The sequence below is a fragment of the Hymenobacter segetis genome (assembly GCF_038448715.1).
GTDB classification, from domain to species: Bacteria; Bacteroidota; Bacteroidia; order Cytophagales; family Hymenobacteraceae; genus Hymenobacter; species Hymenobacter segetis.
In genome coordinates this window covers 1-15,702 of record NZ_JBCEVZ010000038.1, presented here as the reverse complement: position 1 = coordinate 15,702, position 15,702 = coordinate 1, and the positions used below count along the sequence as shown (strand labels likewise).

The following is a 15,702-nucleotide window of genomic DNA, read 5'->3' as shown; positions in this document are numbered from 1 at the left end:
GTCACCGCCCGCAATGAAATTGTCCCGAGTTGTTTTTGGTTTGCTGGCGGCCGCGCTGCTTACTACCTGCGCCCGCCGCCCCACTAAGCTGGAGATTTACGACGTGGTTATCAACCATGTGACCATCGTGGACGTGCGCACGGGCCAGCTCACGCCCAACCAGGTGGTGGCCATCGCGAAGGGCAAAATCGTGAGCGTGCAGCTGGCCGACAAAGACAGCTACGCCGCCCGGCAGTACGTGAACGGCAACGGCCGCTACCTGATACCGGGCCTCTGGGACATGCACGTGCACTTTCGGGGTGGCGACAGCCTGGCCGCCGCCAATAAAAAAAGCCTGACGCTGTTTCTGGCCCACGGCATCACGACGGTGCGCGACGCGGGTGGCGACCTCACCCCGAGCATTTTCCAGTGGCGGCGCGACATGGACGCGGGCCGGCTGGCCGGGCCGCGCATCTTCACATCCGGCCCCAAAATTGACGGGCCGGGCGCCTATTGGCCGGGCTCATTGGAAGTCGAAACCAAAGCCCAAATCAGCAAGGCGCTCGACTCATTGCAGCGGCTAAAGGTGGACTACGTGAAGATTTACGACAGCAAGATTTCGGGCGCGGCCTACCTCGAAACCATTCGGCAGGCCCAGCGGCGCGGCCTGAAAACCACCGGCCACATGCCCTACTCCGTGAAGCTGAGCGACGCCGTGAAACGCGGCCTCGATGCGACGGAGCACTTGTACTACGTGTTCAAAGCCTGCTCCGGCAAAGAAGACAGCCTCACTACGCTGGTGCGCAACAGCCTGAGCACGAGCAAGCCGCTGGGCCTGTTTGCCACGCTGCCCGCCGTGTACGACACCTACAGCCCGGCGGCGGCAGCCCGCATTTTCGCCCTCATGGCCAAGCGCCACATGGCCGCCGTGCCCACGCTCTACATCGGCAAAACGCTGACCGAGCTGCCCGAAAACGACCATGCCCGCGATACCCTCCTGGCCTATATCGACCCCAAGATTCAGTCCACCTATCAGCGCCGCCTCACCAACGCCCGCGTGCAGCCGCTGGCCAGCCAGAACTTCAGCAAGAATCTGGAAGCCAAGTTCATGAGCATGATTCCGGCCATGCAGGCGGCTGGCGTCACGCTACTGGCCGGCTCCGATAGCGGCCCGTTCAACTCGTTCATTTACCCCGGGGCCTCGCTCCAGGAAGAGGTGATTTTGCTGGTGAAAGCCGGCCTCACGCCGCTCCAGGCGCTGCAAGCCGCTACCCTCAACGGGGCCCGCTTCATGGGCGTGGCCGAGCAAACCGTGGCCATTGCCCCCGGCAAGGACGCTGATTTGGTGCTCCTGACCGCCAACCCCTTGGAAGACATCGCCAACATCAAAAAAATCGATGCCGTGATTTCGCGGGGCAAAGCCTATCCGGCCGCCGCGCTGGCGAATATGATACGGGCAATCCGCAACCGCTAGAAACCCACGCCTATCCGCACGCCCGTGCCCAGCCGCTCCCCGCTTTGCAGGGCCGTGTAGAAATCAACCCGCAGCACTTTCAGGATGTGCTCCACACCCGCGCCCAGCTCCACGTAGTGGCCGGCTTGGGCGGTAGTGAGATAATTGAGCGAGGCCACTTCCTGCCATTTCAGCTTGCGGAAGAGCGGGACTTTGTTGAAGATAAAGCCGTTGAAGTGGTGGTCGTAATGGGCTTCGAGGTAGGTGTTGTTGGTGCTGAAGCGGTAGTAGTCCAGCAGCTGATAGTTGCTGAAGTTGCCGGCCAGGATGGTTTGGTTACCGGAAAAGTGGCGGTAGTCGATGAAGGTCATCCCCTCCTGTTTGCCCACGAATCCGCCCACGTTCACACGGAAATTACTGGTACCTAGCAGCCCCAGCGGCACGGCATCGCGCACGCCGGCTTGCAGCAGCAGGTAGCGCACATCGGCCCCCAGCGCGTGCGGGATGGCCAGCCGGCCCTGCACATTGAAAGTGGGCCACTTGGAGCCGAGGTTGAACCGGCCATCGGGCCGGCTGATGTAGCGCTGGCCGGGCTTGAAATCGGCCGAGAGCGCCACGGTGAGGATGCGGCTGCGGCCGAATCCGGTATCGGGCAGCTCGTCGCTCACGGGCCGGTTGGGGGTGAAGGCGCGGCCGGGCACGTCGTAGATGAGCCGGTCGGTGGTGTTGTACAGCTCGTGGCGGTCGAAGTAGGCGGCGGTGGTGAGCAGCGTGAGGCCCGTCAGCGGCTCGGTGAGGTAGCTGAGCTCGGCCCCGTCGCGGCGGTAGAGCTTGGCGTAATTGCGGTTGTCAAACAGCGTATAGAGCGTGTTGATGAGCGGCGTCACCTGCGAGTTTTTGTCGAAATTCTCGATGGTGCGGCCGGCTTTCAGGCCGATTTGCTGGCGGCGGGCCGGGTGCAGCTGCCAGCTGGCCTCCAGGCTGGGGTTCAGCTCGGTGCTGCTGAAACCGTAGCGCAGCACCGGCGTGATGCTGAAATTTCGCCGGTCGTCGGTGCGCTTGCGGAAGGTGGCCTGGGCGTTGAGCACGGCCCCTTCCACGGTGTTGTACTGAAAAATCTGCGACACCGGCAGCACGTAGAACGACGTTTTCTTGAAGCTATTGACGTGCGTGTAGCCGCCCAGCAGCAGGCTGATGGGCTCGAACTCGTTGCGCTTGCGGTCCATCGAATCCTGGTAGGGGCGTGAGCGGCGGATGACTTCGGTGCTGTCCTTGACGTGGTAATCCTTCTGTTCCTCGGCGGTGAGGGGCACCGGGCGCACGGCATCCCAGTAGGCCGAGTCGCGCTCGTTCACGCCTTTTTCCACCAGCTGCACCTCGCCGCGCGGCATCTGGGCGAAGATGTCGTTTTTGAGCGAGTCACGCTGGGCCTGTTTCACCTTCTTGCGCACCTGGGCGTTGAGGCCGCGCAGGTCGGGCTTGCGCTTGCGGATTTGGGCGGCGGTTTCCTGGCCTACGGGGGCATTTTTGCCCTCGGCCACCACGGGTGGCGCGGCCTTGGGTTCGGGCGGCGTGGGGTAAGTGGGCACCACGTTGGCGTAGTTGGAAAGCACGGCCGTGATATAGCCCGAACCTTTGAAACCCAAACCTGAAAGATTAGCGGTGACCTGCTGCGATTGGATGAGCCAGACGTTGGCATTGCCCGGCGCGGGTGCGTATTGCTGGGCCAGGTGCAGCTCGTCCACATAGTCGAGCTGGGCATCCTTATCCAGGTGCAAATCGACGGAATGGATGCGCCAGGAGCCGTCCACGATGTAAATGAAGCCCGCGAAAACGGGGTCCGTCCGGCGGCGCGGCAACACCCGGATTTTGTGCACCAGCACGCCGCCCTGCGGGGTACTGCCCACCAGCTCGTACTTGTAAAACAGCATGGCATTGCCCGCGATAGGCGACACGAACCCGCGCTCCGAAAACCCGGGATTTATCAGATTCTCATAGAAGCTCAGGTTGCGCCCCGCGCTGGCCCGGTTGAAGCTGATGCCCCGCGAGTCGCCGCTGATGCGGCTCGATAGCATCTTTTCCTTGATGATGTTGGGCTGCGTGAAGCTAAAATCGGACACGGTTTCGGAGAGGTAGAAAATGCCCTTTTTGATGTCCGGCCCCAGCTTGAACAGGCCCATGATTTTGGCCGGCGTGTCGGTGATGCGGCCCAGGGCTTTGATGTAGATGCGGGCGCGGTAAGCGGCCACCTCGCGCTTGTGGTAGGCCCGCCACTGCTGCGCTTCCTGGATGATGGCGTAGGCCGGGTCGCGGTCGGAGGACTTCACCAGCACCTCGCCCAGGTTGTAGGCCTCGGGCTGAAGCGTGACGTTGACGGTGAGCGTGGAGTCGCCGCCGGGCACACGCACGGGCTCGATGTGTTGCTTGTAGCCCACATACTGGAACACCAGCTCGTACTGCCCGGCCGGCAGCCGCAGCTGGAACTGGCCCTGCTCATTGGCCCCGGTGCTGGTGGCCGCGCCGCGCACGGCCACGTTGGCGAAGGCCAGGCCAGCCTTATCGGCCCCGCTCACCGTGCCCCGGATAACGCCGGCGCGGCTGAGGAATGGCGCACCGCTCAGCAGCAAGACGAATACAACCCAACGAAACAGTGTGCGTGACATACAACGGGCAAAAGGCAGAAAAAGGCCCGCACAAGTTACGGCCCTGCCCCTACTGATTCTCAGGCGCGCCAATGAGTTGCCCGGCCGCAGGCAAATATTCCATCGCGCCATCGAATATTTGCCTGCGGATTGGTAACGAAGCTCCTGATGCGTTGTTGAGTGTTACTTGCCTTTCGAAAGCCCCTCCGCATGTTCAAAAACCCCGACAAAGCCCCCAAACAATACACACCCGGCGAAGCCCTGCAAAAAATTGCCGCCTTCTGCGCCTATCAGGAGCGCACCCAAAAGGAAGTCGAGCAAAAGCTAAAATCCTACGGCCTAGACGAGGACGAGGCCGGCGAAATCATCATCCGCCTGAGCCGCGAAAAGCTGCTGGATGAGGAGCGGTTTGCCCAGGCATTCGTGCGCGGCCACTACCGCCAGAAGAAGTGGGGCCGCCGCCGCATCATGCAGGAATTGAAGCAGAAAGGCATCAGCGAATACTGCATCAAGTCGGGTATGAAGGAGATTGATGGCGAAGAGTATTACCAGAACCTGGTGGAGGTGATGGAGAAAAAGGACCGTCAGGAAAAGGAGAAAAATCCACGCGTGCGTCGCATGAAAATCTCGCAGTATCTGACGGGCAAAGGCTACGAGCAGGATTTGATAAAAATGGCGCTCGATGAGCTGGGCAAAGCGCCGGAAGATGACGAGTAGCACGTAGCGCGGATTCTGCGATTCCGCGTCTCGCCGCCACGCGGCAAATAATCGTTGTTGCCGTTGGGGTTATGCGCAGCCCCGCATTCGCCGCGTAGCGGCGAGACGCGGACTCGCAGAGTCCACGCTACTTACTGCTTAGCTCCCACCGCCGGCATCACCAATTGCTGCCCCACTATCACACGCCGCCCGGTTAGCGTGCGCAGCATGGGCACGAGAATCTGCTCGGCGTTGCGCTGGGTTTCGGCCAGGATTCCGGATTGCAGGGCGGCGTTGCGGACCTGCTTTTCGGCGTATTTGTAACCCTGGTCCACAAGGTCGGCATCCTGAAAAAAGCCGTTTTCGGTGCTGAATACGCGGCTTTGGTCGTGGTTCACCTGAAAGGAGCACAGTTCCGGCGCGGGCAGCACCACGCGCACGATAGAGTCGCCCTCGAACACGACATCCTGCGGGCGGATTTTGCGCAGGTCAAGGCAGCCCACGGCTTCGCCGCCCACCACGAGGGCTACTTTAGCATCGGGCAGCAACGGGTAGCGGCTGGCCCGGCGATACTCCACAATGTCCTTGAACTTGTAGCGCACCAGCTCCAGCTTGCCCAGGGCTTCGACCTGGGTGAGCACGGTGTTGTGCGTCACGGTGACTTTGGGCTCCGTATTCAGCGGGTTGAGGTCGGCGAGCGTGGGGCCAATTTTCTTCCAGAGAAACCACCCCAGCCCCACGAGAAACAACAGCGGCAACAGGCGGCGGACGAGGCGGACTAAATTCATATAGCGTAAAGTACGCAGGGCGCGGCGCGGCGTTGGGCCGGATGCTGGCCTAGCTTTGCAGGCTGATGCGCGTTCCGACTTCTTTTCGCTTGCTGGCCCAACGCTTGTGGCGGCATCACCCGGCGCTGCTGGCGGGGCTGTGGATTCTGGTGCAGCTGGTGTACCTGCGCAAGTTTCACGGGCCACGCTTCGCCAACGACAGCGGCCGTTACCTGGCCTACGCCGCCAATATTGCCGAGCGCGGCTACTTCGAGCCCGGCCACAACTTGCGCTACGTGCTCTACCCGCTATTCCAGAGCCTGTGGCTGCGGCTGGGCTTGGGCTGGTGGGGCATAGTGGCGGGCCAGATGGCTATTTCGGCGCTGGCTACGCGGGCCATTTACCGGGGCACGCGGCGGTTGAGTCACGGCCGGCGCGGCGCGGCAGCGCTGGCCACGCTTCTCTTCATTGCCTGGCCCGATATTCAGCCCTTTAACGTTTTCCTGCTTACCGAGTCGCTGTTTATAAGCTTGGTGGCGCTGTCATTCGGGGCCTTCACCAAGCTGCAAAGCGGCCAGCGGCAGGACTGGCTGTGGCTGATTATCGTATTAACCCTCACCGCCCTGGCCCGCCCCAACGGCTTTCTGGTAGCGCTGGCCGCTGCCCTGGCCGGCCTCGATGCCCTGCATCGTGCCCCCGACCGCCGGCCGTGGCGGGCGGCCCTGGTGGCCCTGGCGCTGCTCTCGCCCCTGCTCTGGGTGGCTCTCAACCACCAGCTCGCCACCTACTACCTGATGGACACCTACCAGCGCGGCGAGTTGATTTTCCGCTACCAGCTGTGGGCTGTGCACCAAGCCGCACCGCTCAATATGCCACCGCCCGGCACCGGCCCGGTGGCGCGGGTGGCGTATTTCGGCGCGCATAATCCGCTGTATCTGGGCCGGTTGATGCTGGGCAAGCTGTTCGTATTCGTCAGCTACCTCAAGCCGCACTACTCACTGGCGCACCGGGTTATCGGCGTGGTGGTGCTGTGGCCAGCCTACTGGCTGGCGGCGCGCGGCGCACGGCAGGCCAGCATCTGGCGGCCGGCACGGGTGTTTCTGGCGGCCATTTTCCTCCTGCAAACGGCCATCATAATGCTCACCGTCGATGACTGGGACGTGCGGTTTCTGGCCCCAGTGCTGACGGTGGTATTCGTGCTGGCTTCGCTGGAAATAGCCAACTGGTGGGCTGGCAAAAAGACGGCCACAGCTTAGCGCTTGCTCCCAAACCGCTCCTGCCACCCGGCCCAGGCCTGCTGCCCGCCGGTGTGAATAGCCACCACCGTGCTACCTCGCTGGAAATAGCCTTTCCCAATCAAATCCAGCACCCCAAACAGCAGCTTGCCAGTATAAATCGGGTCAAGCAACACGCCGTGCCGTTCCTGAAACTGCTGAATAAACACTAGTAGCTCCGCCGAGTATTTAGCGTAGCCACCAAAATGATAATCGGTCTGGAGCGAGTAGTTATCGAAGGCTTGTCCAGCCGTCGCCTGCGTCAGCGCATCGATTTCACTGCGCAGAAATTCGCCGTTCTTCAACGCCGCCACGCCCACCGCGTGGTGCTGGCCAGCCAGTCCGGTGAGCAGCCCCGCCAACGTGCCACCGGTACCCACGGCCACGGCCAGCGCATCAAAATCAACCTGCTGCCGGATTTCGGCTACCAGCTCGGCGCAGCCAGGCAGGGCCAGCGCATTCGTACCACCCTCGGGCAGCACGTAGGCTGGGCCGAAGCGGGCCAATTGCTCTGCGATAAACGCCGGCTCGCCCCGACGGTGGTATGCCGTGCGGTCGAGGTAATGCAGCTCCATGCCATCGGCGGCAGCCTGGGCCAGCGTAGGGTTGAGATTCTCCCCAACCGCTGGTTCATCGCCCCGAATCAGGCCAATGGTGCGGAAGCCCAGCAGCCGGCCAGCAGCCGCCACCGCCGCAATGTGGTTGGAGTACGCCCCGCCAAACGTGAGCAGCGTGTGGTGCCCCTGATGCCGCGCCGCCATCAGGTTATACTTGAGCTTACGGGCCTTATTGCCGGGCAGGTCCGGATTCACAAGGTCGTCGCGCCACAACAATAGTCGTACACCGTGAGCAGCGGCAACGGGCTCATCAAGCAGCTGAAGAAGAGACGAAGCAGGCATCGAAGCGGCGGTAAAATGAGAAAGGGGACTGGAAAAACAACCGTTTCCCCTATCCCCTTCCCTGATTCCTTCTAAAGCAGAAGCTACGCCAGCACCGGCGCATCGGCCAGCTCGTCGCCGCTACGCTCGCGGCGGCGCGCCACGTACACGCCCGTGCCTACCAGCACCAGCAGCAGCGCAATGCTGGCCGCCAACGACACGCCATTGCCCACGGCGTAGGCTTTCGGCTCAAACTTGAACTCGATAGTGTGGGTGCCGGCCGGCACCTGCAGCGCCCGCAGCACATAATCGGCGCGGATGTGCGGCACCGGCTTGCCGTCGATGTAAGCCTGCCAGCCGTCGGCATAATAGATTTCCGAGAACACCACCAACCCGGCCTGCGTGGCGTTGCAACGGTACTTCAATTCATCGGGGCTGTAGCCGGTGAGGGCAATGCTGGAGCCGGCAATATCGTAGGTCGCGGCTTTTTGCTGCGGGAATTTGCTGACATCCACCACGGCCTCGGTGGCGGGGTTCAGGGTGCTGAGAGCGGCCATTTCGGCATCGGGGCTGGCCACGGGCTTCACCGTGCTCACAAACCAGGCATTGCCCAGCGCACCGGGGTTGCGCTGCACCGGCTGCTTGGCATCGCCGGTGATGAGGTAGCGCATGTTCAGCATGTTGAGCACCTGCTGGTTATTGTTCGAAATCTGACGCTCGATGAGGTCCTGGTAGCGGCGCAGCTTGGCCCCGTGGTAGCCACCGATGCTCTTGTGGAAGTACGAAGTCTGGGCTTCGTTGAAGGGATTCTGCACGTTGAGCACGCGGTAGCTCAGGTCCTTATCCTGCAAAATCATCTGGTCGGCCGGGCTCGGCTGGAATTCCTCGGCGATGGTTTCGCGCTGGAATTTATTGTCGCCGAGGTAGCGCTTGTCCACGCCCCACAAATCCACCAGCACCAGCACCACCATAATGGCCGCCGCTGGCACCACTTTCAGCTGCCCTTTCAGATGGAAATACAGCACACCCAGCGCCGCGCCAATGAACAGCAGCCCGCGCCACACGTCGTTGCGGAGCAAATCGGCACGGTCGGCGCGCAGCGCGCCCAGCAGCTGCGGCGTGAAGCCCTGCTTGGTCAGCTCGCCATCCACGGGAGCCGCGAAATCGAAGCTGAAGCTCGCCATATACGCCAGCACGCACAGCCCAGCCGTGATAGCGCCAGCATACAAAACCTTGGGCAATAAAGCCGCCGCGTCGGCCGAAAGCGGGGCCTTGGTGCCGGGCAATGTGGGAGCCGTAGCCGGACGAGGCCGCAGCACCCGGCTCAATGCCAACGCACCCAGGATAGGCATGGCCAGCTGCGCAATCACCAGCGCCATGCTCACGGCGCGGAACTTGTTGTAGCCTGGCAACAGGTCGAAAATCAGGTAGTTAAACGTCTCGAAATTCTTACCCCAAGCCAGCAAAATGGAAAGAATAGTACCGCCCAGCAGCCAGTAGCGCGTGCGCTTCTCCACCACAAACAGCCCCAGAATAAACAAAAAGCACACCACCGCGCCCATGTACACCGGCCCGGCCGTGTAGCTCTGCTGCCCCCAATAGGTTGGCATCGCGCCCAGGTATTCCTGCGGCAAACCCGCTTTGGCGAGGTTAGAATCGGTGCTGAGCGGCATGGAGCTGGCCCCACCGTAGAAGTTGGGAATCAGCAGGGTAATGGTTTCGCCCACGCCGTAGCTGTACTGGAAAGCGTAGTCGCGGTCCACGCCCGAGCCTTCGTCCTCAGTTTTAGGAGCCGGGGCTTGGCCGGGTGCAGTCGGAGCCGGCGTTTTCAATTCACTAGGCCCACGGTTGCTGTATTTGCTGTACTCGGCGGTGGTATAAAGGCGGCCGAAGCTCACGCCCACGGCCAGAGCCGCGCCCAACGCCAGCAGCGCCGTGCGCTTGGCAAACTCGGGCAGGCGGCCCGCCCGCACGGCCGAAACCAATTCAATAACGCCGAAAATAGCCACCAGAAGCAGCAGGTAGTAGGTAATCTGGAGGTGGTTGACGTGCACGTTCAGCGTGAGTCCGACGGCAAACAGGGCCGCGCCCAGCCACTTATCGCGGCGGTACGTCACGAGCAGGCCGCCCAGCACCAGCGGTGCGTAGGCCAGGGCCAGGCTCTTGGTGTTGTGGCCGGCGGCCAGAATGGCCAGGTTGTAGCTCGAAAAGCCCAGCGCCACCGCGCCCGCCACCGCAATGAGCGGCCGCACGCCCAGCGCCACCAGCAGAATATAGCCGCAGAGCAGCGCCAGAAACAGGTTGGCTACCACGGCGGGCAGGCCCAGCGTCATGGCCTTCTGCAAATACCCCGACCAGTCGCCCGGAAAGTGCAGGCTGATGAGGTACGTCGGCATCCCCGAAAACATGGAATTCGTCCACAACGCCTCTTTGCCCATGGCCTTGGCATATTCCTGCGCCTCGTGCGCGCCGCCCTGAAACTGGGTAATATCGTGCTGGGCCAGGGTTTTGCCATCGAACATGATGGGCGCGAAATACACGCAGGCCAGCAACACGAAAAACAACACCGCCAGCACGTGCGGCAAAGCCCGCTGCCACCACGGCGCGGACGAAACAGAAGGAGCAGAAACAACAGCAGCCATCAGGGCAATTTTGGGGAAAATGAAAACGTGCCCGAAGGTACAGTAGAACCGCGCTATCGCTTCCACCACGACGTTTTGGGAAATAAAAAGAGGTTTCGCCGGGCTACGCTCGCGTTAGCCTGACAAAACCTCTTTTTACTTCCCAAAACGTTGCGCTTCTATTTTACTTCCTCAAAATCAACGTACTCTCCGCCCTTGAAGTCGTGGGGCTGCTTGTTTTGGGCTGCCGTAGGCGGTACGTACTCCACCCGTACCTCGCCGGGCCGGGAAGTAGGGCCACTCTCGGGCCGCGCCTGTGGCGGCACCACAAAGCCCCCATTGCGCATCTGCTTGCGTACAAAGCCGCTCAGCGCCAACCGCAGCACGATGGGCAACAGGTAGCGAACGGCGAAAAAAATCAGAATGAATATGAGCCAGAATTTCATGTGGTCAGAAACGTAAACGCCGCTGCAAAGTACGGTCAGCCCCTGCTGACGAGCGAACGGTGCTTTTATTTTACGCAAACGGCCCGTCCCTGCTTATCGGTTCCGCGCCTGCGGACGGCCAGCACAGCAGCAATTTTACCGGGCCGTCGGGTTTATCCCTACTCCGAGTCCACGCCACGAACAATAAATTTTTCTCCCCGCGCGGTTGCGCAGCTTCCGGCGGATTGCCTATCTTTGCAGCCCCTTCCAAAACCGTTGGTCGGGCACAAGCCGATTTAGCTCAGTTGGTAGAGCAGCTCATTCGTAATGAGCAGGTCGTTGGTTCGAGTCCAATAATCGGCTCCAAATAAAAAGGCCCTGAAACCGCACAATGGTTTCAGGGCCTTTTTATTTGATTGAATTGCCAGCCGCAAGGCTATTGAAAAACGCGCCGCGAAGCTGCCACCTGATTAAACGAGGCAACCACCTCCGACACTTCGGCCAGAAACTCCGGCTTGGCCTCAATGTGGTTGCCGACCACCACCACATCGGCCCCAGCGGCCAAAGCCGCGTACACCTTCTCACCCGAATTCAGCCCGCCGCCCACAATAAGGGGCGCGCTCACGGCTTCGCGCACGGCCGCAATCATCGCGCCGGACACCGGGTTCTGCGCTCCACTACCCCCATCGAGGTACATCAGCTTCAGCCCCAGCTGCTCGCCGGCCAGCGCAGTACATGCCGCAATACCCGGCTTGTTGTGCGGCATCGGCGTGGTGCCACTCATGTAGGAAGCCGTCGTTTGCCGGCCCGAATCAACCAGCATATAGCCCGTCGACAGCAGCTGCAAGCCGCTGGCCTTGAGGCGCGGCGCGGCCACCACATGCTGCCCAATCAGAAAATCAGGGTTGCGGCCCGATATGAGCGAGAGCAGCAGCAATCCATCGGCCGGGCCATCCAGGTGCATGCTATGGCTGGGAAACAGCAACACCGGCACATCGGAATGGGCCTTGATTAACGTGATGAGGGCAGCCTGGTGCTCACTAAGCACTAGGCTGCCCCCCACGAAAAAGTAATCGACCGGATGCACCTCGCTCAGGCTGAGCAGGTGCAGCAGGCTGGTTTCATCTAGGTTGTCCGGGTCGAGCAATACGGCCAGCGCTTTGCGGCCGTGCTGCTGCCGGGCGCGCAGCGCATCATAAAGACTTAGGGGGGTTGGACGCATCCGAGGAGTCAGAAGGAGCAGACGAGGCGACGGGAGAAGCCCCGGTTTCGGCCTTGGCGTAGCCGGGAGAAGTCGCAAGGTCGGCATTTTTGTCCGCCGGGAAAAACTCACCTACTTTTTTCGTCACCATGGCCAAGGCTAGGGCAGCTGCCTGCGCCACCAGCACCTTGCCCGTATCAGACTGCAAAAACGCCTGCAGCACTGAGCCTACCATGCGCGAACGCGAATTAGCCGGGCTGGCTGCCGGCGTGGGCTCATCAAAAGCATGCGAAGCGGGCAAACGGCGGCTGTCGTCGTAAGGCAAATCCTGAAACGGGTCTTCCTCAAATTCCTCATCGGCAAATGCCGCGCCAGCTGCAAAAGGAGCACTGGAAGCCGTCTCCGAAGAATGCTCTCCCGAATGTGCCCCTGTAGAGCCAAAGCCCAGGTCATCGGCTTCGTGAGCGTGCTCGTGATGTTCCACAAAAGCGCGGGCCGATTCTTCGGCCGACTTATGCGCCAGGTCATCGCCTTTTTTGCCCTTCTTATCCTTTTTGCCTTTGCTGTTGGAATAATAATCGGCGCCGAACTCGTAGTCATGGTCGGCCTCGTTGTGCTCAGCCGCATGCTTCGGAGTACGCTTGCGCTTCTTGCCACCAATCAACTTGGTGATGAGCCACACGCCACCGGCCAGGCCCGCGCCAACCAGCGCCACCTTGCCCACCACCACCGATTGGTCCTTGATGTGGTCCACATCGCCCCGCAGGGCGCGCTCGTATTCCAGTTTTTTGCGTTCAAGGAATTCCTTTTCCTCTTCGAACAGGGGGTTTTGCAACTCACTCATGCTAGGGTTGGCTTAAGCTTGGCGTTTGTCAGATTTGTAAATGGTATCCTTCAGCACTTTGTTAGCGAGGCCCTGAAAAGCCGTTTTATCAACGCCTACTAGCACCAGCACCAGCAGCACCAGATAGAAGCCGGCCACAATACCAAAGCCCCAATACGGGCTATTCAGAGCGGCATTAAGAGCCAGTCCGGCAAAGATGCTCACAAAGATGACGAACAGCAGCCCCAGAATAGCCAGGGTTGCGCCGTGAATGGTACCCACGAAAATGGTGGATACTTTTTGTTGAATTTCCAGCCGAACTAGGTCAATGCGGGTATCAAGGTAACCTGTGAGGTTCCCAATCAGGCTGTCGTTACGGGGAGTTTTGGAGGTATCGTCGTCGTTGAACATGCGGCGCGAAAATGGAGTGACACAAGAAAAAAAGCCCGACAGTTTCTTTGATTTCGCAGAAAAAAGCAGTGGACCGCGCCGGTTCTACGGAAAATTTCGGCGCGTGGCTGACTTTTGCACCCACCTTTGTGTTTGCCGCTAGCGTGAGTCAGAATCATTATCAAATTCTTGGAGTTGCCCCCACCGCCCCGGCCGCCGATATCAAGCGCGCCTACCGGCAGCTGGTAGTGCGCTTCCACCCCGACAAGCACGGTGGCGACATCCGCTACGAGGAGCAGTTTAAAGCCGTCGCCGTGGCCTACGGCATCCTCGGCGACCCCGGCCGCCGCGCCACCTATGATTTCCAGCTGGCCCAGGCCGCCCGCCGCGCCGCCGAAGCCCAGCGCCAACAGCAGCAGCGGCCCGTCTCGCAGCACGTCTACGGCGTGCCCATGCCGCCCCCAGCCCCGCTCCGTACTCGCCCGCCCGCCGGCAGCCGTGAGCGGCACTACCAGCGTATTCCGCGCCAACGCCCCGCCTTCAATCGGCGCGACTGGCTATTCACGCTGCTTTTCATCGCCGGCATCTTGCTTTTTGCGATGGCCGTGAAAGTGACCATGGACCGCGTCTCCGCCAACAGCAACTACGCCGATGGCCTGCGGGCCTACGTCCGCGGCGACTGGTCAGCGGCGTACAGCTTCATGGATGAAACCCTGCACTTCCGTCCCGACTACGCCCCTGCCCTGCGCCGGCGCGGCGAGCTGGCCCGCCTCAGCCTCCAGGATGTCCATGCTGCCCGCGCCGATTTCCAGGCCGCCCTCCAACAGCCCCAGTCCCGCCGCCTCACCGCCGACCTGCTGTACCAGCTAGGCCGCTGCGAAGCCGCCCTCGGCCGCGCCACCACCGCCGACTTCAACTACACTCGTTCCCTCTCCTTAGACAGCACTCGCAGCATCACCTACTTTGCCCGCGGCGAAATCCGCCTGCTCGACCTACATCAGCCCGCGCTGGCTGTAGTCGATTTCACCACCGGCCTAAGCCAGTACCAACGCACCGGTCGAAAAGCCCCTTGGCGCTACGTACAGCTACGTGGCGTGGCCTTCGCTACCCTCGCCCGCTACCCCGAAGCCTGGGCCGATTACTTCCGCGTACTCCAGGCCAACCCCACTGATGGCCGCACCCACTTCCTGCTCGGCAAACTAGCCGCCCACACCGGCGACTCCACCGCCGCCTGCGAGTTCTACCGTCGCGCCCTGAACCTAGGCTACGAATACGCCCGCACGGCCCAAGCCGCCTGCCATTAAAGCGCCTCCCATAAACGCAAACAACCGCCGCTAGCCAAAGCCAGCGGCGGTTGCCGAAGTTGCATTCAGAAGCTCGGAAAGCCTTACTGGGGCATCAGCACCGTATTCACCACGTGGATAACGCCATTGCTCTGCAGCACATCGGCGATGGTAACAGTCGAAATGCCGCCTTTCTCGTCTTTCAACTCAAGGGCTTTGCCTTTCATCATGGCCGTCAGGGTACCGCCGCTTACCGTTTTGAAGGTAGCCTTGCCACCACCAGCTTTAATGGCTTTTGCGATATCAGCCGAAGTCATACGGCCAGCCACCACGTGGTAAGTCAGGATTTTGGTTAGCGTCGCCTTATTCTCGGGTTTCACCAGCGTTTCCACCGTACCAGCGGGGAGCTTGTTGAAAGCCTCATTGGTAGGAGCAAATACCGTGAAGGGACCAGCACCTTGCAGCGTCTCTACCAAACCAGCAGCTTTCACCGCAGCCACCAGCGTAGTGTGGTCTTTCGAGTTAACCGCGTTTTCAATAATGTTTTTCGTGGGGTACATAGCGGCACCGCCCACCATCACAGTCTTAGTCTTGGATTGGGCCGAAACAGTAGTAGTGGTAGCAACGCTGAACAAAGCAACGAAAGCGAGCGAAAACAGAGTCTTTTTCATGGATATGAAGAAATGCTTGGATGTTTTGAATGATGCCTCACCTACGCCACTCCTTCATCCAGCGGATTGCCCCAACGGTAAAGTTTTATGAATGCGCAAATAGTATTCGCTTACAAGAATCATCTAATTTACTCACTATTAACGCTTTCATCCATCTAATGCACTAATACGTTGACCATGCTTATGCCTGCAATATTGACAATTCAACAGTACCTCTAATTAAGGCGTGCCATGGCATCTGCTGCTTTTTCCACTATACCGTATATCCCCTCCATAAGTCTTGTCCGGCACATGATTCCCTCGACAATAGCCCTAGCAGCATCGGGACCATCAGCGCTGCTGAAGTCTATCACTGACTTCTCCCATATAAGTAACCAACACAAGCCCAACTTAATTGGCTTGGGTAGACAACATTGCTCCACCTAGCTACGATTGAGCAGATATGCTGCTGCCTCAAATCCCAACTTGGCGTAACAGCAAAATGCCCCTGCGGCTGGTGAAAGCGGCAGGGGCATTACTGAAAAAAGGTTGGCGGCGACCGACTCTCCCACCGGTGAAGGCAGTACCATAGGCGCACCGGGGCTTAACGGCTCTGTTCG

The 15,702-nt window shown here is 60.5% G+C and carries 13 protein-coding genes and 1 tRNA gene; 5 read left to right on the top strand and 9 right to left on the bottom strand.

The window, feature by feature from the left end:
- Positions 1 to 13: 13 nt before the first annotated feature.
- Positions 14 to 1,453 carry an amidohydrolase family protein gene (locus AAFH49_RS14765; protein WP_342299332.1) on the top strand — a complete coding sequence of 480 codons (1,440 nt, stop codon included), beginning with the start codon at positions 14 to 16 and terminating at the stop codon, positions 1,451 to 1,453.
- Here AAFH49_RS14765 and AAFH49_RS14760 read toward each other — a convergent pair.
- Positions 1,450 to 4,095, bottom strand: a complete 2,646-nt coding sequence (locus tag AAFH49_RS14760) for a DUF5686 and carboxypeptidase regulatory-like domain-containing protein (protein ID WP_342299330.1) — start codon at positions 4,093 to 4,095, stop codon at positions 1,450 to 1,452. The genes AAFH49_RS14765 and AAFH49_RS14760 overlap by 4 nt on opposite strands.
- A 189-nt stretch (positions 4,096 to 4,284) precedes the next feature.
- Here AAFH49_RS14760 and AAFH49_RS14755 point away from each other — a divergent pair, with 189 nt between their 5' ends.
- Positions 4,285 to 4,791 (top strand): regulatory protein RecX, encoded by a 507-nt coding sequence (locus AAFH49_RS14755; RefSeq protein WP_342299328.1) that lies wholly within the window; start codon positions 4,285 to 4,287, stop codon positions 4,789 to 4,791.
- Positions 4,792 to 4,922: 131 nt separating this feature from the next.
- Here the strand turns inward: AAFH49_RS14755 and AAFH49_RS14750 are convergent, their stop codons facing one another.
- Positions 4,923 to 5,558 (bottom strand): DUF4230 domain-containing protein, encoded by a 636-nt coding sequence (locus AAFH49_RS14750; protein WP_342299327.1) that lies wholly within the window; start codon positions 5,556 to 5,558, stop codon positions 4,923 to 4,925.
- Positions 5,559 to 5,623: 65 nt separating this feature from the next.
- Here AAFH49_RS14750 and AAFH49_RS14745 point away from each other — a divergent pair, with 65 nt between their 5' ends.
- The gene (locus AAFH49_RS14745) at positions 5,624 to 6,793 is read left to right on the top strand and encodes a glycosyltransferase family 39 protein (protein ID WP_342299326.1); all 1,170 of its coding nucleotides are present in this window, start codon (positions 5,624 to 5,626) and stop codon (positions 6,791 to 6,793) included.
- Here AAFH49_RS14745 and AAFH49_RS14740 read toward each other — a convergent pair.
- The 3 genes from AAFH49_RS14740 to AAFH49_RS14730 form a co-directional block, all read right to left on the bottom strand.
- A complete protein-coding gene (locus tag AAFH49_RS14740) occupies positions 6,790 to 7,710 on the bottom strand; it encodes a 1-aminocyclopropane-1-carboxylate deaminase/D-cysteine desulfhydrase (protein WP_342299325.1) in 921 nt (306 codons plus the stop codon). The two genes, AAFH49_RS14745 and AAFH49_RS14740, sit on opposite strands and share 4 nt — an antisense overlap.
- Positions 7,711 to 7,793: 83 nt before the next feature.
- Complete coding sequence (locus AAFH49_RS14735; RefSeq protein WP_342299323.1) at positions 7,794 to 10,331, bottom strand: YfhO family protein; 2,538 nt, start codon at positions 10,329 to 10,331, stop codon at positions 7,794 to 7,796.
- Positions 10,332 to 10,489: 158 nt separating this feature from the next.
- Positions 10,490 to 10,756 (bottom strand): DUF4834 family protein, encoded by a 267-nt coding sequence (locus tag AAFH49_RS14730; protein WP_342299320.1) that lies wholly within the window; start codon positions 10,754 to 10,756, stop codon positions 10,490 to 10,492.
- Between the two features lie 269 nt (positions 10,757 to 11,025).
- Here AAFH49_RS14730 and AAFH49_RS14725 point away from each other — a divergent pair.
- Positions 11,026 to 11,101 (top strand) — tRNA-Thr (locus AAFH49_RS14725).
- 70 nt (positions 11,102 to 11,171) lie between these two features.
- On the opposite strand, the gene AAFH49_RS14720 is transcribed toward AAFH49_RS14725, so the two are convergent.
- From AAFH49_RS14720 to AAFH49_RS14710, 3 genes are read right to left on the bottom strand one after another with little or no spacing between them, the layout of a single operon-like run.
- Entirely contained in the window at positions 11,172 to 11,957 is a 786-nt protein-coding gene (locus AAFH49_RS14720) for a geranylgeranylglyceryl/heptaprenylglyceryl phosphate synthase (RefSeq protein WP_342299317.1), read from the bottom strand.
- Entirely contained in the window at positions 11,929 to 12,780 is an 852-nt protein-coding gene (locus AAFH49_RS14715) for a hypothetical protein (RefSeq protein ID WP_342299315.1), read from the bottom strand. Before AAFH49_RS14715 ends, AAFH49_RS14720 begins: the two co-directional genes overlap by 29 nt.
- Positions 12,781 to 12,792: 12 nt before the next feature.
- Positions 12,793 to 13,170, bottom strand: a complete 378-nt coding sequence (locus tag AAFH49_RS14710) for a phage holin family protein (protein ID WP_342299313.1) — start codon at positions 13,168 to 13,170, stop codon at positions 12,793 to 12,795.
- Positions 13,171 to 13,298: 128 nt separating this feature from the next.
- Between AAFH49_RS14710 and AAFH49_RS14705 the strand changes: the two genes are divergently transcribed.
- Entirely contained in the window at positions 13,299 to 14,453 is a 1,155-nt protein-coding gene (locus AAFH49_RS14705; protein ID WP_342299310.1) for a DnaJ domain-containing protein, read from the top strand.
- Between the two features lie 83 nt (positions 14,454 to 14,536).
- On the opposite strand, the gene AAFH49_RS14700 is transcribed toward AAFH49_RS14705, so the two are convergent.
- Positions 14,537 to 15,103, bottom strand: a complete 567-nt coding sequence (locus tag AAFH49_RS14700) for a fasciclin domain-containing protein (RefSeq protein ID WP_342299309.1) — start codon at positions 15,101 to 15,103, stop codon at positions 14,537 to 14,539.
- Between the last annotated feature and the right edge of the window lie 599 nt (positions 15,104 to 15,702).

What these genes read in the sequence shown, in the direction of transcription:
- AAFH49_RS14745 (WP_342299326.1), top strand. Translation starts at nt 5,624, where the DNA reads ATGCGCGTTCCGACTTCTTTTCGCTTGCTGGCCCAACGCTTGTGGCGG.
- AAFH49_RS14740 (WP_342299325.1), bottom strand. Translation starts at nt 7,710, where the DNA reads ATGCCTGCTTCGTCTCTTCTTCAGCTGCTTGATGAGCCCGTTGCCGCT.
- AAFH49_RS14715 (WP_342299315.1), bottom strand. Translation starts at nt 12,780, where the DNA reads ATGAGTGAGTTGCAAAACCCCCTGTTCGAAGAGGAAAAGGAATTCCTT.
- AAFH49_RS14700 (WP_342299309.1), bottom strand. Translation starts at nt 15,103, where the DNA reads ATGAAAAAGACTCTGTTTTCGCTCGCTTTCGTTGCTTTGTTCAGCGTT.
- AAFH49_RS14730 (WP_342299320.1), bottom strand. Translation starts at nt 10,756, where the DNA reads ATGAAATTCTGGCTCATATTCATTCTGATTTTTTTCGCCGTTCGCTAC.
- AAFH49_RS14735 (WP_342299323.1), bottom strand. Translation starts at nt 10,331, where the DNA reads ATGGCTGCTGTTGTTTCTGCTCCTTCTGTTTCGTCCGCGCCGTGGTGG.
- AAFH49_RS14710 (WP_342299313.1), bottom strand. Translation starts at nt 13,170, where the DNA reads ATGTTCAACGACGACGATACCTCCAAAACTCCCCGTAACGACAGCCTG.
- AAFH49_RS14755 (WP_342299328.1), top strand. Translation starts at nt 4,285, where the DNA reads ATGTTCAAAAACCCCGACAAAGCCCCCAAACAATACACACCCGGCGAA.
- AAFH49_RS14765 (WP_342299332.1), top strand. Translation starts at nt 14, where the DNA reads ATGAAATTGTCCCGAGTTGTTTTTGGTTTGCTGGCGGCCGCGCTGCTT.
- AAFH49_RS14750 (WP_342299327.1), bottom strand. Translation starts at nt 5,558, where the DNA reads ATGAATTTAGTCCGCCTCGTCCGCCGCCTGTTGCCGCTGTTGTTTCTC.
- AAFH49_RS14720 (WP_342299317.1), bottom strand. Translation starts at nt 11,957, where the DNA reads ATGCGTCCAACCCCCCTAAGTCTTTATGATGCGCTGCGCGCCCGGCAG.
- AAFH49_RS14760 (WP_342299330.1), bottom strand. Translation starts at nt 4,095, where the DNA reads ATGTCACGCACACTGTTTCGTTGGGTTGTATTCGTCTTGCTGCTGAGC.